Source organism: Halopseudomonas sp. L-58 (assembly GCF_056859475.1).
Window position 1 is genome coordinate 1 of sequence record NZ_JBSXON010000075.1, and the last position, 15,371, is coordinate 15,371.

Sequence of the window (15,371 nt, forward strand, 5' to 3'; positions counted from 1 at the left end):
CTATAGCCTTGGTCGACGACCAAGGCCGCTGCATCATGTTTGAACTCGACCGAAAAGGATCGACGTTGTTTGCTCATTGAACACCTCGCTGATGGCGATTCTACCGCCTAACTTGGTGTCCGGGATTAGTAGACCACTACATTGCGCCCGCGACTTTCGACCCATCCGAGCCACTCGATGACTTGCCTCAGCCTGAGGAGCAGGAGCAGGAGCAGGAGCAGGAGCAGCCAGAGTATGGGCCAGAAGACCCTGAAAACGACAAAGCCCCGTAGAACGGGGCTTTGAGGTCGAATAGTGGCGGAGGGACAGGGATTCGAACCCTGGGAAGGCTTTCACCTTCGCCGGTTTTCAAGACCGGTGCATTCAACCGCTCTGCCATCCCTCCACGGCCGGCAATGTTACTGGAAATCCCTGCTGAGTCAATGGGGTAGACGCACAGAGTTCAGATAATTCCATTGCCCGCCCGGCGCTTACAGCGCTGCCAGTGCGGCTTCGTAGTCTGGCTCCTGGCCAATTTCGCTGACCAGCTCGCTGTGCAGTACGTTGTCGTCTTCATCCAGAACCACAACAGCGCGCGCGGTCAGGCCGGCCAGCGGGCCATTTTCGATGTCGACGCCGTAGTTGCGGACAAACTCGCGACCACGCAGGGTGGACAGGCTGATGACGTTGTCCAGACCTTCGGCGCCGCAGAAACGCGCCTGCGCAAACGGCAGATCAGCGGAGATGCACAGCACAACGGTGTTTTCCAGGCTGCTGGCCTTGGCATTGAAGGTGCGGATGGAGGTGGCGCAAACCGGGGTGTCGACGCTGGGGAAGATGTTGAGGATCTTGCGCTTGCCGGTCAGGCTGGACAGGCTGACGTCGGACAGGTCCTTGGCAACCAGCGTGAAGGCCGGAGCCTTGTCGCCCTTGACCGGGAAGGTGCCGCCGATGGAGATGGGATTACCGCGCAGAGTAACGCTGGACATAATGACTCCTTCAATGTGCCGTGGCACAGCATGGGTGTTCAAATGAGCGGGCCGCTGAACGCCACCCGCCCGGAAATCAGAAGTCGATACGATAGAAGAAATCCAGCGAGCTGGCAAAGCCGCTGACCGCTTCAAGGTATAACCGTCGTGACAGCTCATAGCGCAGCGCCAGATTGTTGGACGGCTCAAACACGCCCACACCATAGCGCACACTGAGCTTGTCGGTGAGACTGCCGCTGGCAACGACCTGGGTATCAACGCCCTGCCCTTCGGACTCGACAACAAAATCCTCCAGCCCCAGAGCGTCACCGATATGCCGGGTGATCGGCGCCGCGCCTGCAAGCCCAAGACCCAGAGCTGCCTGCCCCAGCATGTTGCTGTCCCCTTCCTGCCCCAATGGACGCCCCAGCATCAGATACGCCATGGCTTCCTGCTGAGACATGCCGGGCTCCGAGAATACCCGAGTGGTGGGCGCCCGGGCGTTACCAGTCACGCGCAGGCCGGCGATGACGTCGTCCACCCGGCGAATCGCTTCGATATTCAGATAGGGCTGACTGAGTGGCCCGGAGAACAACAACAGTGCGCGACGCAGCCTGAGGTCCTGACCCAGGCGACGGAACTCGCCATCCAGTATCTGCAGATCACCATTGGCATTCAGGTTTTCCTGTAATTCCAGCTGACCTTTCAGACGACCCTTGAGGCCGAAGGCATTGAGCCTGAGCTGATCACCAATGACCAACCTGACCCTTGCGGTAATACCCAGCTCCTCGGTGACGGCGGGTGCTTGCTGGCCAACAATAACCGTATCAGGTGAAACCCGCACCGCGCTGGCTGGCAACTCGCGCACCACAATATCCCCCTCCGGAACCGCCAGCTCACCGCCAACATGCAGATTACCGCCACTCAGGCTGATATCGAGCGCAGGAGCCACCAGCACGCGGGCATAGGGCTCAACGGTGACCGGCAGATCGTGCCCGTTCAACTGCAGGGCAACGTCCAGCGGTGCCCAGCCGACGGTCCCTTGCAGTGCCCCTTCGCCCTTCTCACCGCTGCGCCAGCGCCCGTCGATATTCAGCCGTTGCCCATCAATGGCTATGTCGGCCTCAAGCTGCTCCAGACTGATGGGCAGGTTCGGCCCGCTTACCAGCCCATCGCGCAGTGTCAAAAGACCGGTCGCCACCGGAGCGCGCAACACGCCGGACAGTTGGCCGTCACCATTGAGGGTCGCCCGCAATTGCTCGACATTCGGCAGGAAGGGGCGCAGAAAGTCGAGCTTCAGACCTTCTAGCTGATAGCGACCGCTCAACTGCTGGTTGCCCGCAGGGTCGCGCACGTCAGCGTCGATCGCCAGCCGGCCGATCACATCGCTGCGCAATTCGAATTGTGCGGTGGCGGTTTTTGCTTGCAGTTCGCTGGTCAGCTGCAGACGCTGGTAAGGAAAGGCCAGGGTCTCACGGCCATCATCAACGGTAATAACGCCGTCGTCCGAACCCAACCGAATATCCGCCACGGGCGCTCTGCCCGCGTTCTGCTGCAGCGTAAGCTGGCCGTCAAGCAGGCCCTCCCAGTCAAAGTCCTCCGGCAGCCAGGCGGCAAGATCCGCCAGATTGAACGCGCTCAACTCAACGTCCAGCTGGCGATCCGGCATCAGCGTCTGCTCGCCTCTGAAACAGAGCTCTGCATCGGACTGACGCCAGCAGTGCCCGGCCAGCTGAAGCCGCCCTGCGGCCAGTTGGTAGCGAAGCGCTGCTGGTGTTGCCTGCAACAGCTCAAGATGCTCGAAACGCAGCACACCCCGACTCAACTCCCCCCGCCAGGCGACATCCGACAGGCTGCCCGACACTGACAGTTCAGCCTCGGCGACGCCGCCCAGAAGGCGCAGCTGCAACTCATGCCCAACCCGCTCGCCACTCGCGGTCAGTTGCAGATTACCGAGCGCAGTATCCGCGCTGCGCAGTTGATCCGCCGACAGGCTCAGGGACAGCGGCAGACGCTCGCTCAAGGTAGTGTCAGCCTGTACGGCAAGCCTGTCGATGCGAAGGTCGACATAGCCCAGCTGCTCGCCATTGACGGCTACCGTGATCTGCGGAGCATCACGACTGCCGGCAAGCTGCAACTCGCCCTTGGCAATGCCTCTCAGACCGGGCCAAAGTGTTTTCATCTCGTTGAGCTGCAGACTCAGCTGGCCATTGACCTCAGGGCCCCACTGTCCCTGGCCGGCTATCCGGTTGCTGCCCTGCGACAGACGCAGCCCGGAGATCGACCACACCTCCGCACGCTTGTTCAGGGCGCCGGCAAATTGCAGCGGCTCATTTCGCACCTCGCCCTGCACGCGCCAGTCTGACGCCAGTTGCAGTTGCTGGTTCTCAAGGGTGCCAGTGCTATTCAGTTGGCCGTTCAAGCGCCCTGGCAAGGCAGCAACAAAGATACCCGGGTCGATACCATCCAGCTCGAACCGACCGTCCCACCTGAGCACTGGCTGCAACCCCAGCTGCAGACTGCCGGTAGCGTTGCCCGCTGCCGTCGACAGACTGAGCGGACTGATCTGCAGAGCCTGCTGATCCCCGCTGACCTGCGCACCAACCATGACCTGCTGCCCGGCGACTCCGGTCAGCTCGCCGTCCAGCCGGGCATCAATTTTCCCCGAGCGCAGACTGGCGGCAGCAGCCAACTGCTGAAGTACCACCTCGCCGGTGTCGACCGGGTAAAGCGATTGCCAGGGAAACCGGTCCAGCGCCAGCTTGACGTCTGCCTCAAGTTCGCCGCGCCAGTTCGCTGTGCCGCTGAGGGAGACTTGACGGGCCGGCTCGTCGGCAACCGCCAGCACCAGTGCCAGTTGATCAATACCGACGGTTGTCGCCAGTGCGCTCAGCGTCAGGTCAATCTCGCCGGTCGCGGCGGGCAAGCGGGCATCGGCCTGCAGCGCATAACCGTTTTCCAGGTTGCCCTCCAGCTCAAGCGTGAGCCCCTGAAGCGTCAGCGTCTCCGGAAAGCTGCGCAGCGGCAGGAAGTCCTCGCCACGCCAGTGCAAGCGGACCGGATAACCTGCCTCAAACAGGTTTGCCTCGAGATTCAACTGACCCGCGAGATAGCCACGGCTATCGGCCTGCAACTGCAACTCACGCAGATCGCCGCCCGCCATGAGCCGCATACGCCAGTCACGCTCATCGACCGCAGGCAGCGTCAGCTCCGCATTCAGCTCAAGCGGCCAGTCATCCTGCATCCGCACATACCCGTCCAGTCGCCAGCGCAGATCCGGCCCTTGACCGCTGAACGTCTGAACGACCAATTTGTCATCGCGTGCAAAGGCAACCAGGTCGAGATCCCGCAACAAGGCCGTCTCGCCATCCAGCGACAGGGTGCCCAGATGGAGCCGACCGACCTCCAGCGCGACAGGCAGCTGCACCTCGGGCAAGGTCAGAACGGACGCCCCCTCGGTCGCTTCACTGGCACGGGTTATGATGCTGACCTTGTCTGCTGACAGACTATCAATACACAGCGTCGCACCGAACAGGCAGGAGGGGCTCCATTGCATTGCCAGCCGATCAATGCCGATGTCGAGGCTATCGTCCTGCCAGCGCACGCTGCCGAACGACCAGCCACGCCAGAGGTTGCCCTGCTCGAAGGCCAGTGACAGCTGCGGCAGCTGGTTGTCTGCCTGCTCGAACAGCCAGCGGTTCACCGAGTCACTGGCCAGCAGCAGGCCCAGCAGCAACGGCAGCGCCAGCAGGATAACCAGCCCACGCAGCAAGGCCTTAAGCAGAAAGCGCATCACAACTCAGGCCCCATCGAAAAGTGAATCTTGAAACCCACGTCCGGGTCCGACAGTGAGCGTGCCAGATCGAAGCGGATGGGACCGATGGGCGACGCCCAGCGGATGCCGACACCCACGCTGGTTTTCAGCGGATCTGTCAGCGAATCGACCGCGTTGCCGTGGTCGACAAAGGTTGCCGCGCGCCAATTGTGGATGAACTCATACTGGTACTCGGCGCTGGAAGCCATCAGATAGCGCGCACCAATGGTTTCACCGGTGCTGTCGACCGGCGACAGGCTCTGGTAGTCATAGCCGCGAATGCTCTGGTCACCGCCGGCAAAAAATCGCAGTGACGGCGGGATACTGGCAAAGTCGTTGGTAGCAACAGCCCCAAGCGCGATCCGGCCCAGAAAGCGATGCCGCTCAAATGCCGTATGGAGCCCCTTGAGCTGGCCCATGACACGGGCGAAGTCCACGGTCGACAGCACCCCCTCCTTGGCCCCCTGAACATCCAGTAACATGCTGTAGCCGCTCTGCGGGTCCATCCCGCCGGTGGAGTGCGTGCGCTGCAGCACCAGACTGGGAATCAGCATGGTGGCGGTTCCGCTGTCATCACCTAGCGAGAAGACCTCCTGCTGCAAGCGCAGGCCGACACTGCGCTGCCAGCCGCTTTCAAGACGCTTGTTGACCTCGGCACCGAGCGCAAAGCTGTGGGTCTGAACGTCGTCAATATCTTCCTTCTGCCAGCCGACGAAATAGCGCAACTGGTGGGTGATCGGGTCATCCAGCGGCACCTGGTAGAAGGCACTGAGCTCCTGACGCGGCAGCGACAGCTCCATGCTGGCCCCGCGACTGTGGCCCCGCGGGTTGATCCAGTGCTGGTCCCAGGTCATCCGCGCCCGGGCGCCGACATCCGTGGAATAACCGCCACCAAAGCCGAGCGAGTTGGGATCACGCTCGGTGATTTCCACCTCGACCGGTACCTGCTCGCCAACCGCCTGGTCGGCCGGGGCGGTCACCAGCACGCCCCTGAAGTAACCGCTGGAGAGCAAATCCTGATTCAGCTTGCCGACCAGATCCGCGTCATAAGGTGCGCCGGCCTCGAAGGGCACCATGCGCGCCAGCAGGTTATCACTGAACTGGGTTTCGGAAAAATGAACAGGCCCGAAGCGGTAACGCGGGCCAGTGTCGTAACGGATATCGACGTCTGCCTTGCCCTGATCTGGGTCGACGCGAAGCTCGCGCTTGAGGTACTGCCCCTTGAAGTAACCGTAGCGCAGTGCACGATTGCTTATGCGTGTCTTGAGTGTTTCGTATTGCCCATGATTGAGCACCTGCCCTTCGCGCAGCAGATCACTGACACCCAGCGCAAAGGCCGGCGTTGAAGCACCAGCGCCGAGCACCTGAACATTCACCCGGTCCAGCCGCACCGGCTCACCCGATTCGACGCGCACATTCAGCACGGGGTCGTCTTCGGGGCCGCTGATAGTCAACTCGTTGCGGGTCTGATAGTAGCCCAGCGCCTGGGCTGCGAGTGTTGCCTGCTGATCGAGATAACGTAACTGGCGCGCCATCTCGGCATGGCTGCCGGCTTCAACCTGACCGATATAGGCTTCGATATTTTCACGCAAGGCCCTTTTTGCAGGCTCGACTGTGACCTTGACCCCGGCCTGCGCTGCAGACACGGTAAAGACAAGAGGCAACAGTGAAAAGGCGCGACGCATGAGCTCTATCCCGGCAGGTTTTCGCAACCCGAATGCTAACATGCCAGGCCTATTGGCGGGTCCCAAATCCGCTCTGTTTAGGCTACCCTAGCGGCCACTGACTGCTCTGAAACCGAGCAGCCGATTACCGACTTGCCAGGACACGCCCATGAAGATCGTCTCGTTCAACATCAATGGCCTGCGGGCTCGACCGCACCAATTGCAGGAACTGGTGAGCCGCCACAACCCGGATGTCATCGGGCTGCAGGAAACCAAGGTTGACGATCCGCAGTTTCCGCTGGCCGATGTCGAAGCGCTGGGTTACCACGTTGCCTTTCACGGCCAGAAGGGTCACTACGGTGTTGCCCTGCTGACCCGCCAGAAACCGCTGTGGGTGCGCAAGGGGTTTCCAACTGATCAAGATGATGCCCAGCGCCGGATGATCAGCGCCGCCATCCCCTGCGCCGATGGCGAGCCACTGATTGTGCTCAATGGCTACTTCCCGCAAGGGGAAAGCCGCGATCATCCAGTCAAGTTTCCGGCCAAGGAGAAGTTCTACGCCGATCTGCAGAGCCACCTGGAGGGCGAGTTCACGCCGGATCAACGCATTGCCATCATCGGCGACATGAACATTTCCGATACCGACGCCGATATCGGCATTGGCCCGGACAACGCCAAGCGTTGGCTGCGTACCGGCAAATGCAGCTTCCTGCCGGAAGAGCGCGACTGGATGGCGCGCCTCAAGGGCTGGGGGCTGATCGACACCTTCCGCCACCTGAATCCCGAGTCGGATCGCTACAGCTGGTTCGACTATCGCAGCCGCGGCTTTGAAGACACGCCCAAGCGCGGCTTGCGCATTGATATGGTGCTGGCAAGCCGGGCGCTGGCCGAGCACTGCGTGGAAAGCGACATCGACTACGACATACGCGGCATGGAAAAACCCTCCGACCACGCACCAATCTGGGCCCGCTTCAGCGTCTGATCGAGACAAAAAAAGACCGGCACATGCCGGTCTTTTTCATAGCGGATGCCTTCAGGCGACTTCCGCCTCCGGCACCTCGATTTCCAGCTCGCCGTCGCGCAGCGTGACATGCACTGTACCGCCCTGCTCGGCCAGTTCGCCAAACAGAATCTGCTCGGCCAGCGGACGCTTGATCTTGTCCTGAATCAAACGTGCCATCGGCCGCGCGCCCATCAGCGGGTCATAGCCATGCTCGGCCAGCCAGTTGCGGGCATCTTCGTCCACATCCAGCAGTACGTGCTTGTCTTCCAGCTGGGCCTGCAGTTCGGTGAGGAACTTGTCGACCACGAACTTGATACTTTCGTGGGTCAGGCGGCCAAACTGGATGATGGCATCCAGACGGTTACGAAACTCCGGTGTAAAGGCTTTCTTGATGATCTCCATGCCATCGGTGCTGTGATCCTGCTTGGTAAAGCCGATCGAGGCGCGCGACATGGTTTCGGCACCGGCGTTGGTGGTCATCACGATGATCACATTGCGGAAATCCGCCTTGCGCCCGTTGTTGTCGGTCAAGGTGCCGTGGTCCATCACCTGCAAAAGCAGGTTGAAGACTTCAGGATGCGCCTTCTCGATTTCATCAAGCAGCAATACGCAATGCGGGCTCTTGGTAACCGCTTCGGTCAGCAGACCGCCCTGATCGAAACCGACGTAGCCCGGCGGCGCACCGATCAGACGGGAGACGGTATGCCGCTCCATGTACTCTGACATGTCAAAGCGCAGCAGTTCTACTCCAAGGCTCTTGGCCAACTGACGGGTCACCTCGGTCTTGCCCACCCCGGTTGGACCGGCAAACAGGAAGGAACCAATCGGTTTATCCGCCGACTTCAGCCCTGCCCGCGATAGCTTGATCGCGGTCGCCAGAGCATCGATAGCGCTGTCCTGACCGAAAACCACCAGCTTGAGGTCGCGCTCCAGATTCTTCAGCAGCTCCTTGTCATTGGAGGACACGTGCTTGGGCGGAATCCGCGCGATCTTGGCAACAATCGCCTCGACTTCGGCAACGTCAATGAACTCCGGGCGGTTTTCCGGCAGCTGCAGGCGCTGATAGGCGCCAGCCTCGTCGATCACGTCAATCGCCTTATCCGGCATATGGCGGTCATTGATATAACGACTGGCCAATTCAGCCGCCGCTTTCAACGCCTCATCGGTATAGCGAATACCGTGGTGCTCCTCGAAGCGGCTCTTGAGCCCCTTGAGGATCTGAATGGTGTCAGTGACCGACGGCTCGACCACGTCAACTTTCTGGAAGCGGCGCGCCAGCGCACGATCCTTCTCGAAAATGCCGCGAAATTCCTGGAACGTGGTCGACCCGATGCAGCGAATCTCACCGGACGACAGCAGCGGCTTGAGCAGGTTTGAGGCATCCATCACGCCACCTGAAGCGGCGCCAGCACCGATGATGGTGTGGATTTCATCGATAAACAAAATCGCATGCGGGCGTTTTTTCAGCGCTTTGAGCAGCGCCTTAAAACGCTTCTCAAAGTCACCGCGATATTTGGTACCGGCCAACAGCGCCCCCAGGTCCAGCGAGTAGACCACTGCTTCGGAAAGCGTATCCGGCACTTCGCCGTCAACGATACGCTTGGCCAGCCCTTCAGCGATCGCCGTTTTGCCAACACCTGCCTCACCAACCAGCAGCGGGTTATTCTTGCGGCGACGCATGAGAATCTGCGCAACGCGCTCGACTTCCGAGGCACGCCCAACCAGCGGATCGATCCGGCCCTTGCGCGCCATCTCATTCAGATTGCTGGCGTAGGCCTCCAGCGGATTGCTGGCGGTAGCGCCCTCTGCAGTTTCTTCATCCATGGACTCCTGCTCGTCACCGAGCTGCTCGGCATCACTCTGAACCTTGGAAATGCCGTGCGAGATGAAGTTGACGATGTCGATACGCGCAATCTGCTGCTGCTTGAGGAAAAACACAGCCTGACTTTCCTGCTCGCTGAAAATCGCGACCAGAACATTTGCTCCGCTCACCTCGCCCTTGCCGGAGCTCTGTACGTGGAATACCGCGCGCTGCAGCACGCGCTGAAAGCCCAGCGTTGGCTGGGTCTCACGCTCCTGATCCTGCTTCGGGATCAGCGGCGTGGTGGAGTCAATAAATTCGGTTAGCTCTCGCCGCAGGCGTTCCAGATCCGCACCACAGGCGTTGAGCACTTCGATCGCGGCCTGGTTGTCCAGCAGCGCCAGCAACAGGTGTTCAACGGTCATGAATTCATGCCGCTTGTTGCGCGCATCCTTGAACGCCAGGTTCAGGGTGATCTCGAGATCTCTATTGAGCATGTTGCCACCTCGTATGCGATGCTATTCGCCTTGTTACGCTTCCCGTTCAATCTGACACATCAACGGGTGCTGGCATTCCCTCGCGTAGTCGTTGACGTCCGCGGCCTTGGTTTCGGCTATATCCCGGGTATAGATGCCGCAGACCGCTCTCCCTTCAGTATGCACCTTGAGCATGATCTGTGTGGCACTTTCCCGGTTATGGGCAAAGAAACGCTCCAAAACCTCCACAACAAAATCCATCGGTGTGTAGTCATCGTTCAGCATGATGACCTTATAGCGGGACGGGGGCTTGAGCTGAGGCTTGCTGGTCTCGACCGCCAGGCCGTGATCATCCTCATGTTCGGGCTCACCCGACCCGTGATTTAAGGTTAGTTGAAAATCTGTCATTGAAAACATTTGCCGTATCACCGCTGGAAGCCAGAAAAGATGCCGCTCATCGCAAAACTGCGTACTGGTACACAGCTTACTTTGGGGGCTGCTTGACTTGCCCCGATTCGATGTTAAAAGTGTAATAGTGCTTGACTGACCAGTCACCATTTACATCCCGAACACCCAGTTGGTCAGCAAGAACCACACCACTCACATGATGTGACAAGCTATCAGAGGGACGTAGTATGGAGAACGGTAAGGTCAAATGGTTCAACAATGCCAAGGGCTACGGATTTATCGTAGCGAACGGGCGGGACGAAGACCTCTTTGCGCACTATTCCGCCATCCACATGGACGGCTACAAAACGCTCAAGGCCGGTCAGCCGGTTCAGTTTGACATTATCCAGGGCCCCAAGGGCTTGCACGCCATCAACATCCAGTCCACCGTTGAGCAACCTAGCAAGAAACAGGTGGAAAATGAAGGCGCAACGAGCCTCATGCATGACTGAGTGACCATTCAGATCACGCAAACAACAAAGCCGGCTTTCGCCGGCTTTGTTGTTTTCAGCCAATGCGGATCGCTCAACACGACCCGCATCTTTGCGCTTACATGGCGCCGATGACGTCGTCACCAAACTCGGAGCACTTGCGCAGCTTTGCACCGTCCATCAGACGCTCGAAATCGTAAGTCACTGTCTTGTTGGCGATGGCACCGTTAACGCCCTTGATGATCAGGTCGGCCGCTTCAACCCAGCCCATGTGGCGGAGCATCATTTCAGCAGACAGGATCACCGAACCCGGGTTGACCTTGTCCTGACCAGCGTACTTCGGCGCAGTGCCGTGGGTCGCTTCGAACATGGCAACGGAGTCGGACAGGTTGGCACCCGGAGCAATACCGATACCGCCCACTTCAGCGGCCAGCGCGTCGGACAGGTAGTCACCGTTCAGGTTCAGGGTAGCGATAACGTCGTACTCGGCCGGACGCAGCAGGATCTGCTGCAGCATGGCGTCAGCGATGACGTCCTTGACTACGATGTTCTTACCGGTGTTCGGGTTCTTGAACTGCATCCACGGACCGCCGTCCAGCAGCTCGGCACCGAATTCATCGCGAGCAACTTCGTAACCCCAGTCCTTGAAGGCACCTTCGGTGAACTTCATGATGTTGCCCTTGTGAACCAGGGTCAGGGAGTCACGGTCGTTGTCGACGGTGTATTGCAGAGCCTGGCGAACCAGACGCTTGGTGCCTGCCTCGGAAACCGGCTTGATACCGATACCGCACATGTCGGTGAAGCGGATCTTCTTGACGCCCATTTCTTCGGTCAGGAACTTGATGATCTTTTCAGCTTCCGGGCTGCCGGCTTTCCACTCGACACCGGCGTAGATGTCTTCGGAGTTCTCGCGGAAGATGACCATGTCAACATCACCCGGCTTCTTGACCGGACTCGGCACACCTTCGAACCAGCGAACAGGACGCTGGCAGACATAGAGGTCGAGTTCCTGACGCAGGGCAACGTTCAGGGAGCGGATACCACCGCCTACCGGAGTAGTCAGCGGGCCTTTGATGGAAACAACATACTCTTTGATGGCGTCCAGCGTTTCAGCCGGCAGCCAGGTGTCCTGATCATAGACTTGAGTGGCTTTCTCGCCCGCATAGACTTCCATCCAGGAAATCTTGCGCTTGCCGGCGTACGCTTTTTCAACAGCAGCGTCGACGACCTTGATCATGACAGGGGAAATATCGAAACCGATGCCGTCACCCTCGATGAAGGGGATGATCGGGTTGTCGGGTACGTTCAGGGAAAGGTCGGCGTTAACGGTAATTTTGTCGCCGCTGGCCGGCACCTTGATCTTTTGGTATCCCATCTTTGACTCCGTTTATGTTGTCGTTGCCACAGGCGATGCCGGCAGGCGGGTAACCCCCAACATCCCATGAATACGGATTTTCAGCCGCGCTATTGTTGTAGTTTTCCTACAGAATGTCACGCACTTTTGTCTACAATCTCGTCACCTGCCGCCCTCCACCGCCATTTGAGCTATCAATGAGGGATGATCAGTCGACAATATGTAGTAACACTACAACCACACTACAAAACACGACCACTCAGAATCCTAGCCGTTTTCCTCCGCTTTACCAAAGCCGGCAGCGGAGGTTCACCGAATCGGTGGTTTGCGCTACCCTATCGCACCTGCCAAGGAGCCGCGATGCGATTTCTACCCCACGTCACCGTCGCCACCATTATCGAACATCAGTCGCGTTTTTTGATGGTCGAGGAAAAGCGCGATGGGCGTATTGTCCTGAATCAACCCGCTGGCCACCTTGAGGCCGACGAAACCCTGCTCCAGGCCGCCCTGAGGGAAACCCTGGAAGAAACGGGCTGGCACGTCGAGCTTACCACTGTCGTCGGCATCTATCTGTTCCAGGCGGCCAGCGGCGAGACCTATCAGCGCGTTTGTTTCAGTGCCAAGCCTATCAGTCATGACGCCGGACGAACGCTGGACGAAGGTATTATTCGCGCGCGCTGGATGTCGCTCGACGAACTTGTCGACAATACTGAACATCTGCGCAGCCATCTGGTTCTGGGCTGCGTGCAGGATTATCTGAATAAACCGCACTATTCACTGGATTTGATTCGCTGACATGTCTACCCAGCCAAGCACGCCCAACTCCGAAACTCGCGTCATCGTCGGCATGTCCGGCGGTGTCGACTCGTCCGTTTCAGCCGCACTGCTGCTGGAACAGGGCTATCAGGTCGAAGGCCTGTTCATGAAAAACTGGGACGAAGACGACGGCACCGAGTACTGCACTGCGATGGAAGACCTGGCAGACGCCCAGGCTGTAAGCGACAAACTGGGCATCAAGCTGCATACCGCCAACTTTGCCGCAGAGTACTGGGATAACGTCTTCGAGCACTTCCTGGAAGAATACAAGGCCGGCCGCACTCCCAACCCGGACATCCTCTGCAACCGCGAGATCAAGTTCAAGGCGTTTCTGGACTATGCCCTGTCGCTGGGCGCCGACCTGATCGCAACCGGTCATTACGTGCGCCGTGCAGAGCGCGATGGTCAGACCGTTCTGCTGCGCGGGATCGACAACAACAAGGACCAGAGCTACTTCCTGCATGCCGTCGGTGCCGAGCAGATTGCCCGCACCCTGTTCCCGGTTGGCGAACTGGAAAAGCCCGAAGTGCGTCGCATCGCCGAACGCTACGAGCTGGCCACCGCCCGCAAGAAAGACTCGACGGGCATCTGCTTTATCGGCGAGCGCCGCTTCAGCGACTTCCTCAAGCAATATCTGCCAGCGCAGCCGGGCGATATCGAAACCACCGACGGCACTGTGATCGGTCGGCATCACGGGTTGATGTACCACACCATCGGCCAGCGTCAGGGACTGGGCATTGGCGGCCTTCAGGGTGCCAGTGATGAACCCTGGTACGTGCTGCGCAAGGATCTGACCAACAACGTGCTGATTGTCGGCCAGGGCAACAACCACCCATGGCTGTTCTCCGACGCCCTCACCTGCTCCTCAATCTACTGGGTAAACCCGATCGAGATCACCGAACCTCTGCGCCTGACTGCCAAGGTCCGCTACCGGCAGGCCGACCAGGCCTGCACGCTGGAGAAGACCCAAGACGGCTATCTGGTTCGCTTTGACGAACCACAACGCGCGGTAACGCCCGGCCAGTCGCTGGTCTTGTACAGCGGCGACATCTGCCTGGGTGGTGGCGTGATCGAGACCGCCATTGCCAACGGAGAAGCACCGTGAGCCGCGCCACCGATCAGGTCATTGCGTTAGGCGCCACCTTTGAGGCCGGCATTCAGGTCGACCGCCTGGCGCGCAGCGGAAAGCTGGCTGAGGGCCCGGGCTCCTGCCTGGTAGCCAGCATCCTCAAGCGCTCACCGGATAACGTCATTGATGTCTACGGCGGCAGCCCGCACCAGATTCGCAGCGGCCTGCAAGCACTGGAGGCCATGCTCGAGCGCGATACCGGAGCCCTCCAGCGCGATGCCCTGCGCTACGTCATGAACCTGCTCTCCCTTGAGCGTCAGCTGGCCAAGCGCGAGGACATGTTGCAGGTACTCGGCCAGCGTATTGCCCAGGCCGAAAACCAGGTCGAGCACTTTGGCCTGCTGCACGACAACGTCATGGCGTCGCTCGGAAGCACCTACCAGGACACCATCAGCACGCTGCGCCTGCGCATTCAGGTCCATGGTGACATGCGTTTTTTGCAGCAGCCGGAGGTCGCCAACCGGGTGCGCACGCTGCTGCTGGCCGGCATTCGCTCTGCGACGCTCTGGCGCCAGGTTGGCGGCCATCGCTGGCAGTTGCTGTTTCAACGCAAGAAGCTGCTGGACGCCACTCGCGCGGTGCTGCGTGGTTGAACTGGTCCGCCAGGACCAGCCCCGCGCCGGCGCCATGCTGCTGGCGCTGTCGGCTCTGCTGTTCGCCTGCATGGGGGTGCTGATCCGCGAAGTGTCAGAGGGCGTCAATAACGAAACCGTCGTCTTCGCCCGCAACCTGATAGGCGTACTGTTCTTCATCTCCATCATTCTGGTGCGCGGCTTTGGCCCTTTTCGTACCAGCCGCCTTGGTAACCACTTCCTGCGTACCTTCTATGGCCTGGGGGCGATGTACTGCTTCTTCTACGCCATTGCCCATCTGCCGCTGGCCGATGCCATGGTGTTCACCTACGCAGCACCGGTCTTTACTCCCGTACTGGCCTGGTGGTGGCTGAAGGAAAGCCTGACCGGGCGCATGCTGCTGGCGGTGTCCATCGGCTTCGTTGGCGTTATCCTGGTCGCCAAGCCCAGCGGCGCGCTGTTTGACCCCAAGGCCCTCGCCGGCGTCGCCGCCAGCCTGCTTGCGGCCTGCGCATTCGTCTCCATCAGGGCGATGAGCAACAGTGAACCTGCGACCCGTATCGTGTTTTATTTTTCGACGTTTTCGGCGCTGCTGTCCGCCATCCCGATGACCTGGGCCTGGCAACCGCTGACGCTGAAACAAGTCGGCCTGCTGATTGCTGTCGGGCTGGTTGCGACCGTCAGCCAGTTGGTGATGTCCAAGGCCTACGCCCTCGCTCCGCCCGGCAAAATCGGGCCATTGAGCTACCTGGCTATCGTGTTTTCCGGTCTGTTTGCCTGGGCACTGTGGGGTGAGGTGCCGGGCTGGTCATCATGGGCCGGTGCCGGCCTGATCTTCGCCGCCAGCCTGATCAGCGTGTATCTGCCCTCCAAGTCGGGCAAAACCCGCCCGGCTGGTGTATGATTTGGCCCTTTTC

The 15,371-nt window shown here is 59.9% G+C and carries 12 protein-coding genes and 1 tRNA gene; 6 read left to right on the forward strand and 7 right to left on the reverse strand.

Going from position 1 to position 15,371, the window contains the following annotated elements:
• Positions 1-295: 295 nt before the first annotated feature.
• The 4 genes from AC13EY_RS14405 to AC13EY_RS14420 form a co-directional block, all read right to left on the reverse strand.
• Positions 296-385, reverse strand: a tRNA-Ser gene (locus AC13EY_RS14405).
• Positions 386-470: 85 nt separating this feature from the next.
• The gene (gene tpx, locus AC13EY_RS14410) at positions 471-968 is read right to left on the reverse strand and encodes a thiol peroxidase (RefSeq protein WP_228247538.1); all 498 of its coding nucleotides are present in this window, start codon (positions 966-968) and stop codon (positions 471-473) included.
• Between the two features lie 76 nt (positions 969-1,044).
• On the reverse strand, positions 1,045-4,740 hold the full coding sequence (locus AC13EY_RS14415) for a translocation/assembly module TamB domain-containing protein (protein ID WP_482876396.1): 3,696 nt from the start codon (positions 4,738-4,740) through the stop codon (positions 1,045-1,047).
• Positions 4,740-6,446 (reverse strand): autotransporter assembly complex protein TamA, encoded by a 1,707-nt coding sequence (locus AC13EY_RS14420; protein WP_228247536.1) that lies wholly within the window; start codon positions 6,444-6,446, stop codon positions 4,740-4,742. Before AC13EY_RS14420 ends, AC13EY_RS14415 begins: the two co-directional genes overlap by 1 nt.
• Before the next feature lie 148 nt (positions 6,447-6,594).
• Here AC13EY_RS14420 and xthA point away from each other — a divergent pair, with 148 nt between their 5' ends.
• Entirely contained in the window at positions 6,595-7,407 is an 813-nt protein-coding gene (gene xthA / locus AC13EY_RS14425; protein WP_228247535.1) for an exodeoxyribonuclease III, read from the forward strand.
• Positions 7,408-7,458: 51 nt separating this feature from the next.
• Here xthA and clpA read toward each other — a convergent pair whose 3' ends face one another.
• Positions 7,459-9,726, reverse strand: a complete 2,268-nt coding sequence (clpA, locus tag AC13EY_RS14430; protein WP_228247534.1) for an ATP-dependent Clp protease ATP-binding subunit ClpA — start codon at positions 9,724-9,726, stop codon at positions 7,459-7,461.
• Between the two features lie 33 nt (positions 9,727-9,759).
• Positions 9,760-10,113 (reverse strand): ATP-dependent Clp protease adapter ClpS, encoded by a 354-nt coding sequence (gene clpS, locus AC13EY_RS14435; RefSeq protein WP_373315075.1) that lies wholly within the window; start codon positions 10,111-10,113, stop codon positions 9,760-9,762.
• 227 nt (positions 10,114-10,340) lie between these two features.
• On the opposite strand from clpS, the gene cspD reads away from it, so the two are divergent.
• Positions 10,341-10,604 carry a cold shock domain-containing protein CspD gene (gene cspD, locus AC13EY_RS14440; protein WP_088274159.1) on the forward strand — a complete coding sequence of 88 codons (264 nt, stop codon included), beginning with the start codon at positions 10,341-10,343 and terminating at the stop codon, positions 10,602-10,604.
• 97 nt (positions 10,605-10,701) lie between these two features.
• On the opposite strand, the gene icd is transcribed toward cspD, so the two are convergent.
• Positions 10,702-11,958 carry an NADP-dependent isocitrate dehydrogenase gene (gene icd / locus AC13EY_RS14445; RefSeq protein WP_088274158.1) on the reverse strand — a complete coding sequence of 419 codons (1,257 nt, stop codon included), beginning with the start codon at positions 11,956-11,958 and terminating at the stop codon, positions 10,702-10,704.
• A 339-nt stretch (positions 11,959-12,297) separates the two neighbouring features.
• On the opposite strand from icd, the gene AC13EY_RS14450 reads away from it, so the two are divergent.
• Genes AC13EY_RS14450 through AC13EY_RS14465 form a run of 4 tightly spaced genes read left to right on the forward strand, consistent with a single transcriptional unit; the run spans position 12,298 to position 15,358 of the window.
• Complete coding sequence (locus AC13EY_RS14450; RefSeq protein WP_228247532.1) at positions 12,298-12,732, forward strand: NUDIX hydrolase; 435 nt, start codon at positions 12,298-12,300, stop codon at positions 12,730-12,732.
• A gap of 1 nt (position 12,733) precedes the next feature.
• Positions 12,734-13,858, forward strand: coding sequence for a tRNA 2-thiouridine(34) synthase MnmA (gene mnmA, locus AC13EY_RS14455; protein ID WP_228247531.1), 1,125 nt, complete (start codon positions 12,734-12,736; stop codon positions 13,856-13,858).
• Positions 13,855-14,475 (forward strand): high frequency lysogenization protein HflD, encoded by a 621-nt coding sequence (gene hflD / locus AC13EY_RS14460; protein WP_088274155.1) that lies wholly within the window; start codon positions 13,855-13,857, stop codon positions 14,473-14,475. The genes mnmA and hflD overlap by 4 nt, the downstream gene beginning before the upstream one ends.
• Before the next feature lie 34 nt (positions 14,476-14,509).
• Positions 14,510-15,358 (forward strand): DMT family transporter, encoded by an 849-nt coding sequence (locus tag AC13EY_RS14465; RefSeq protein ID WP_482876428.1) that lies wholly within the window; start codon positions 14,510-14,512, stop codon positions 15,356-15,358.
• Positions 15,359-15,371: the final 13 nt, after the last annotated feature.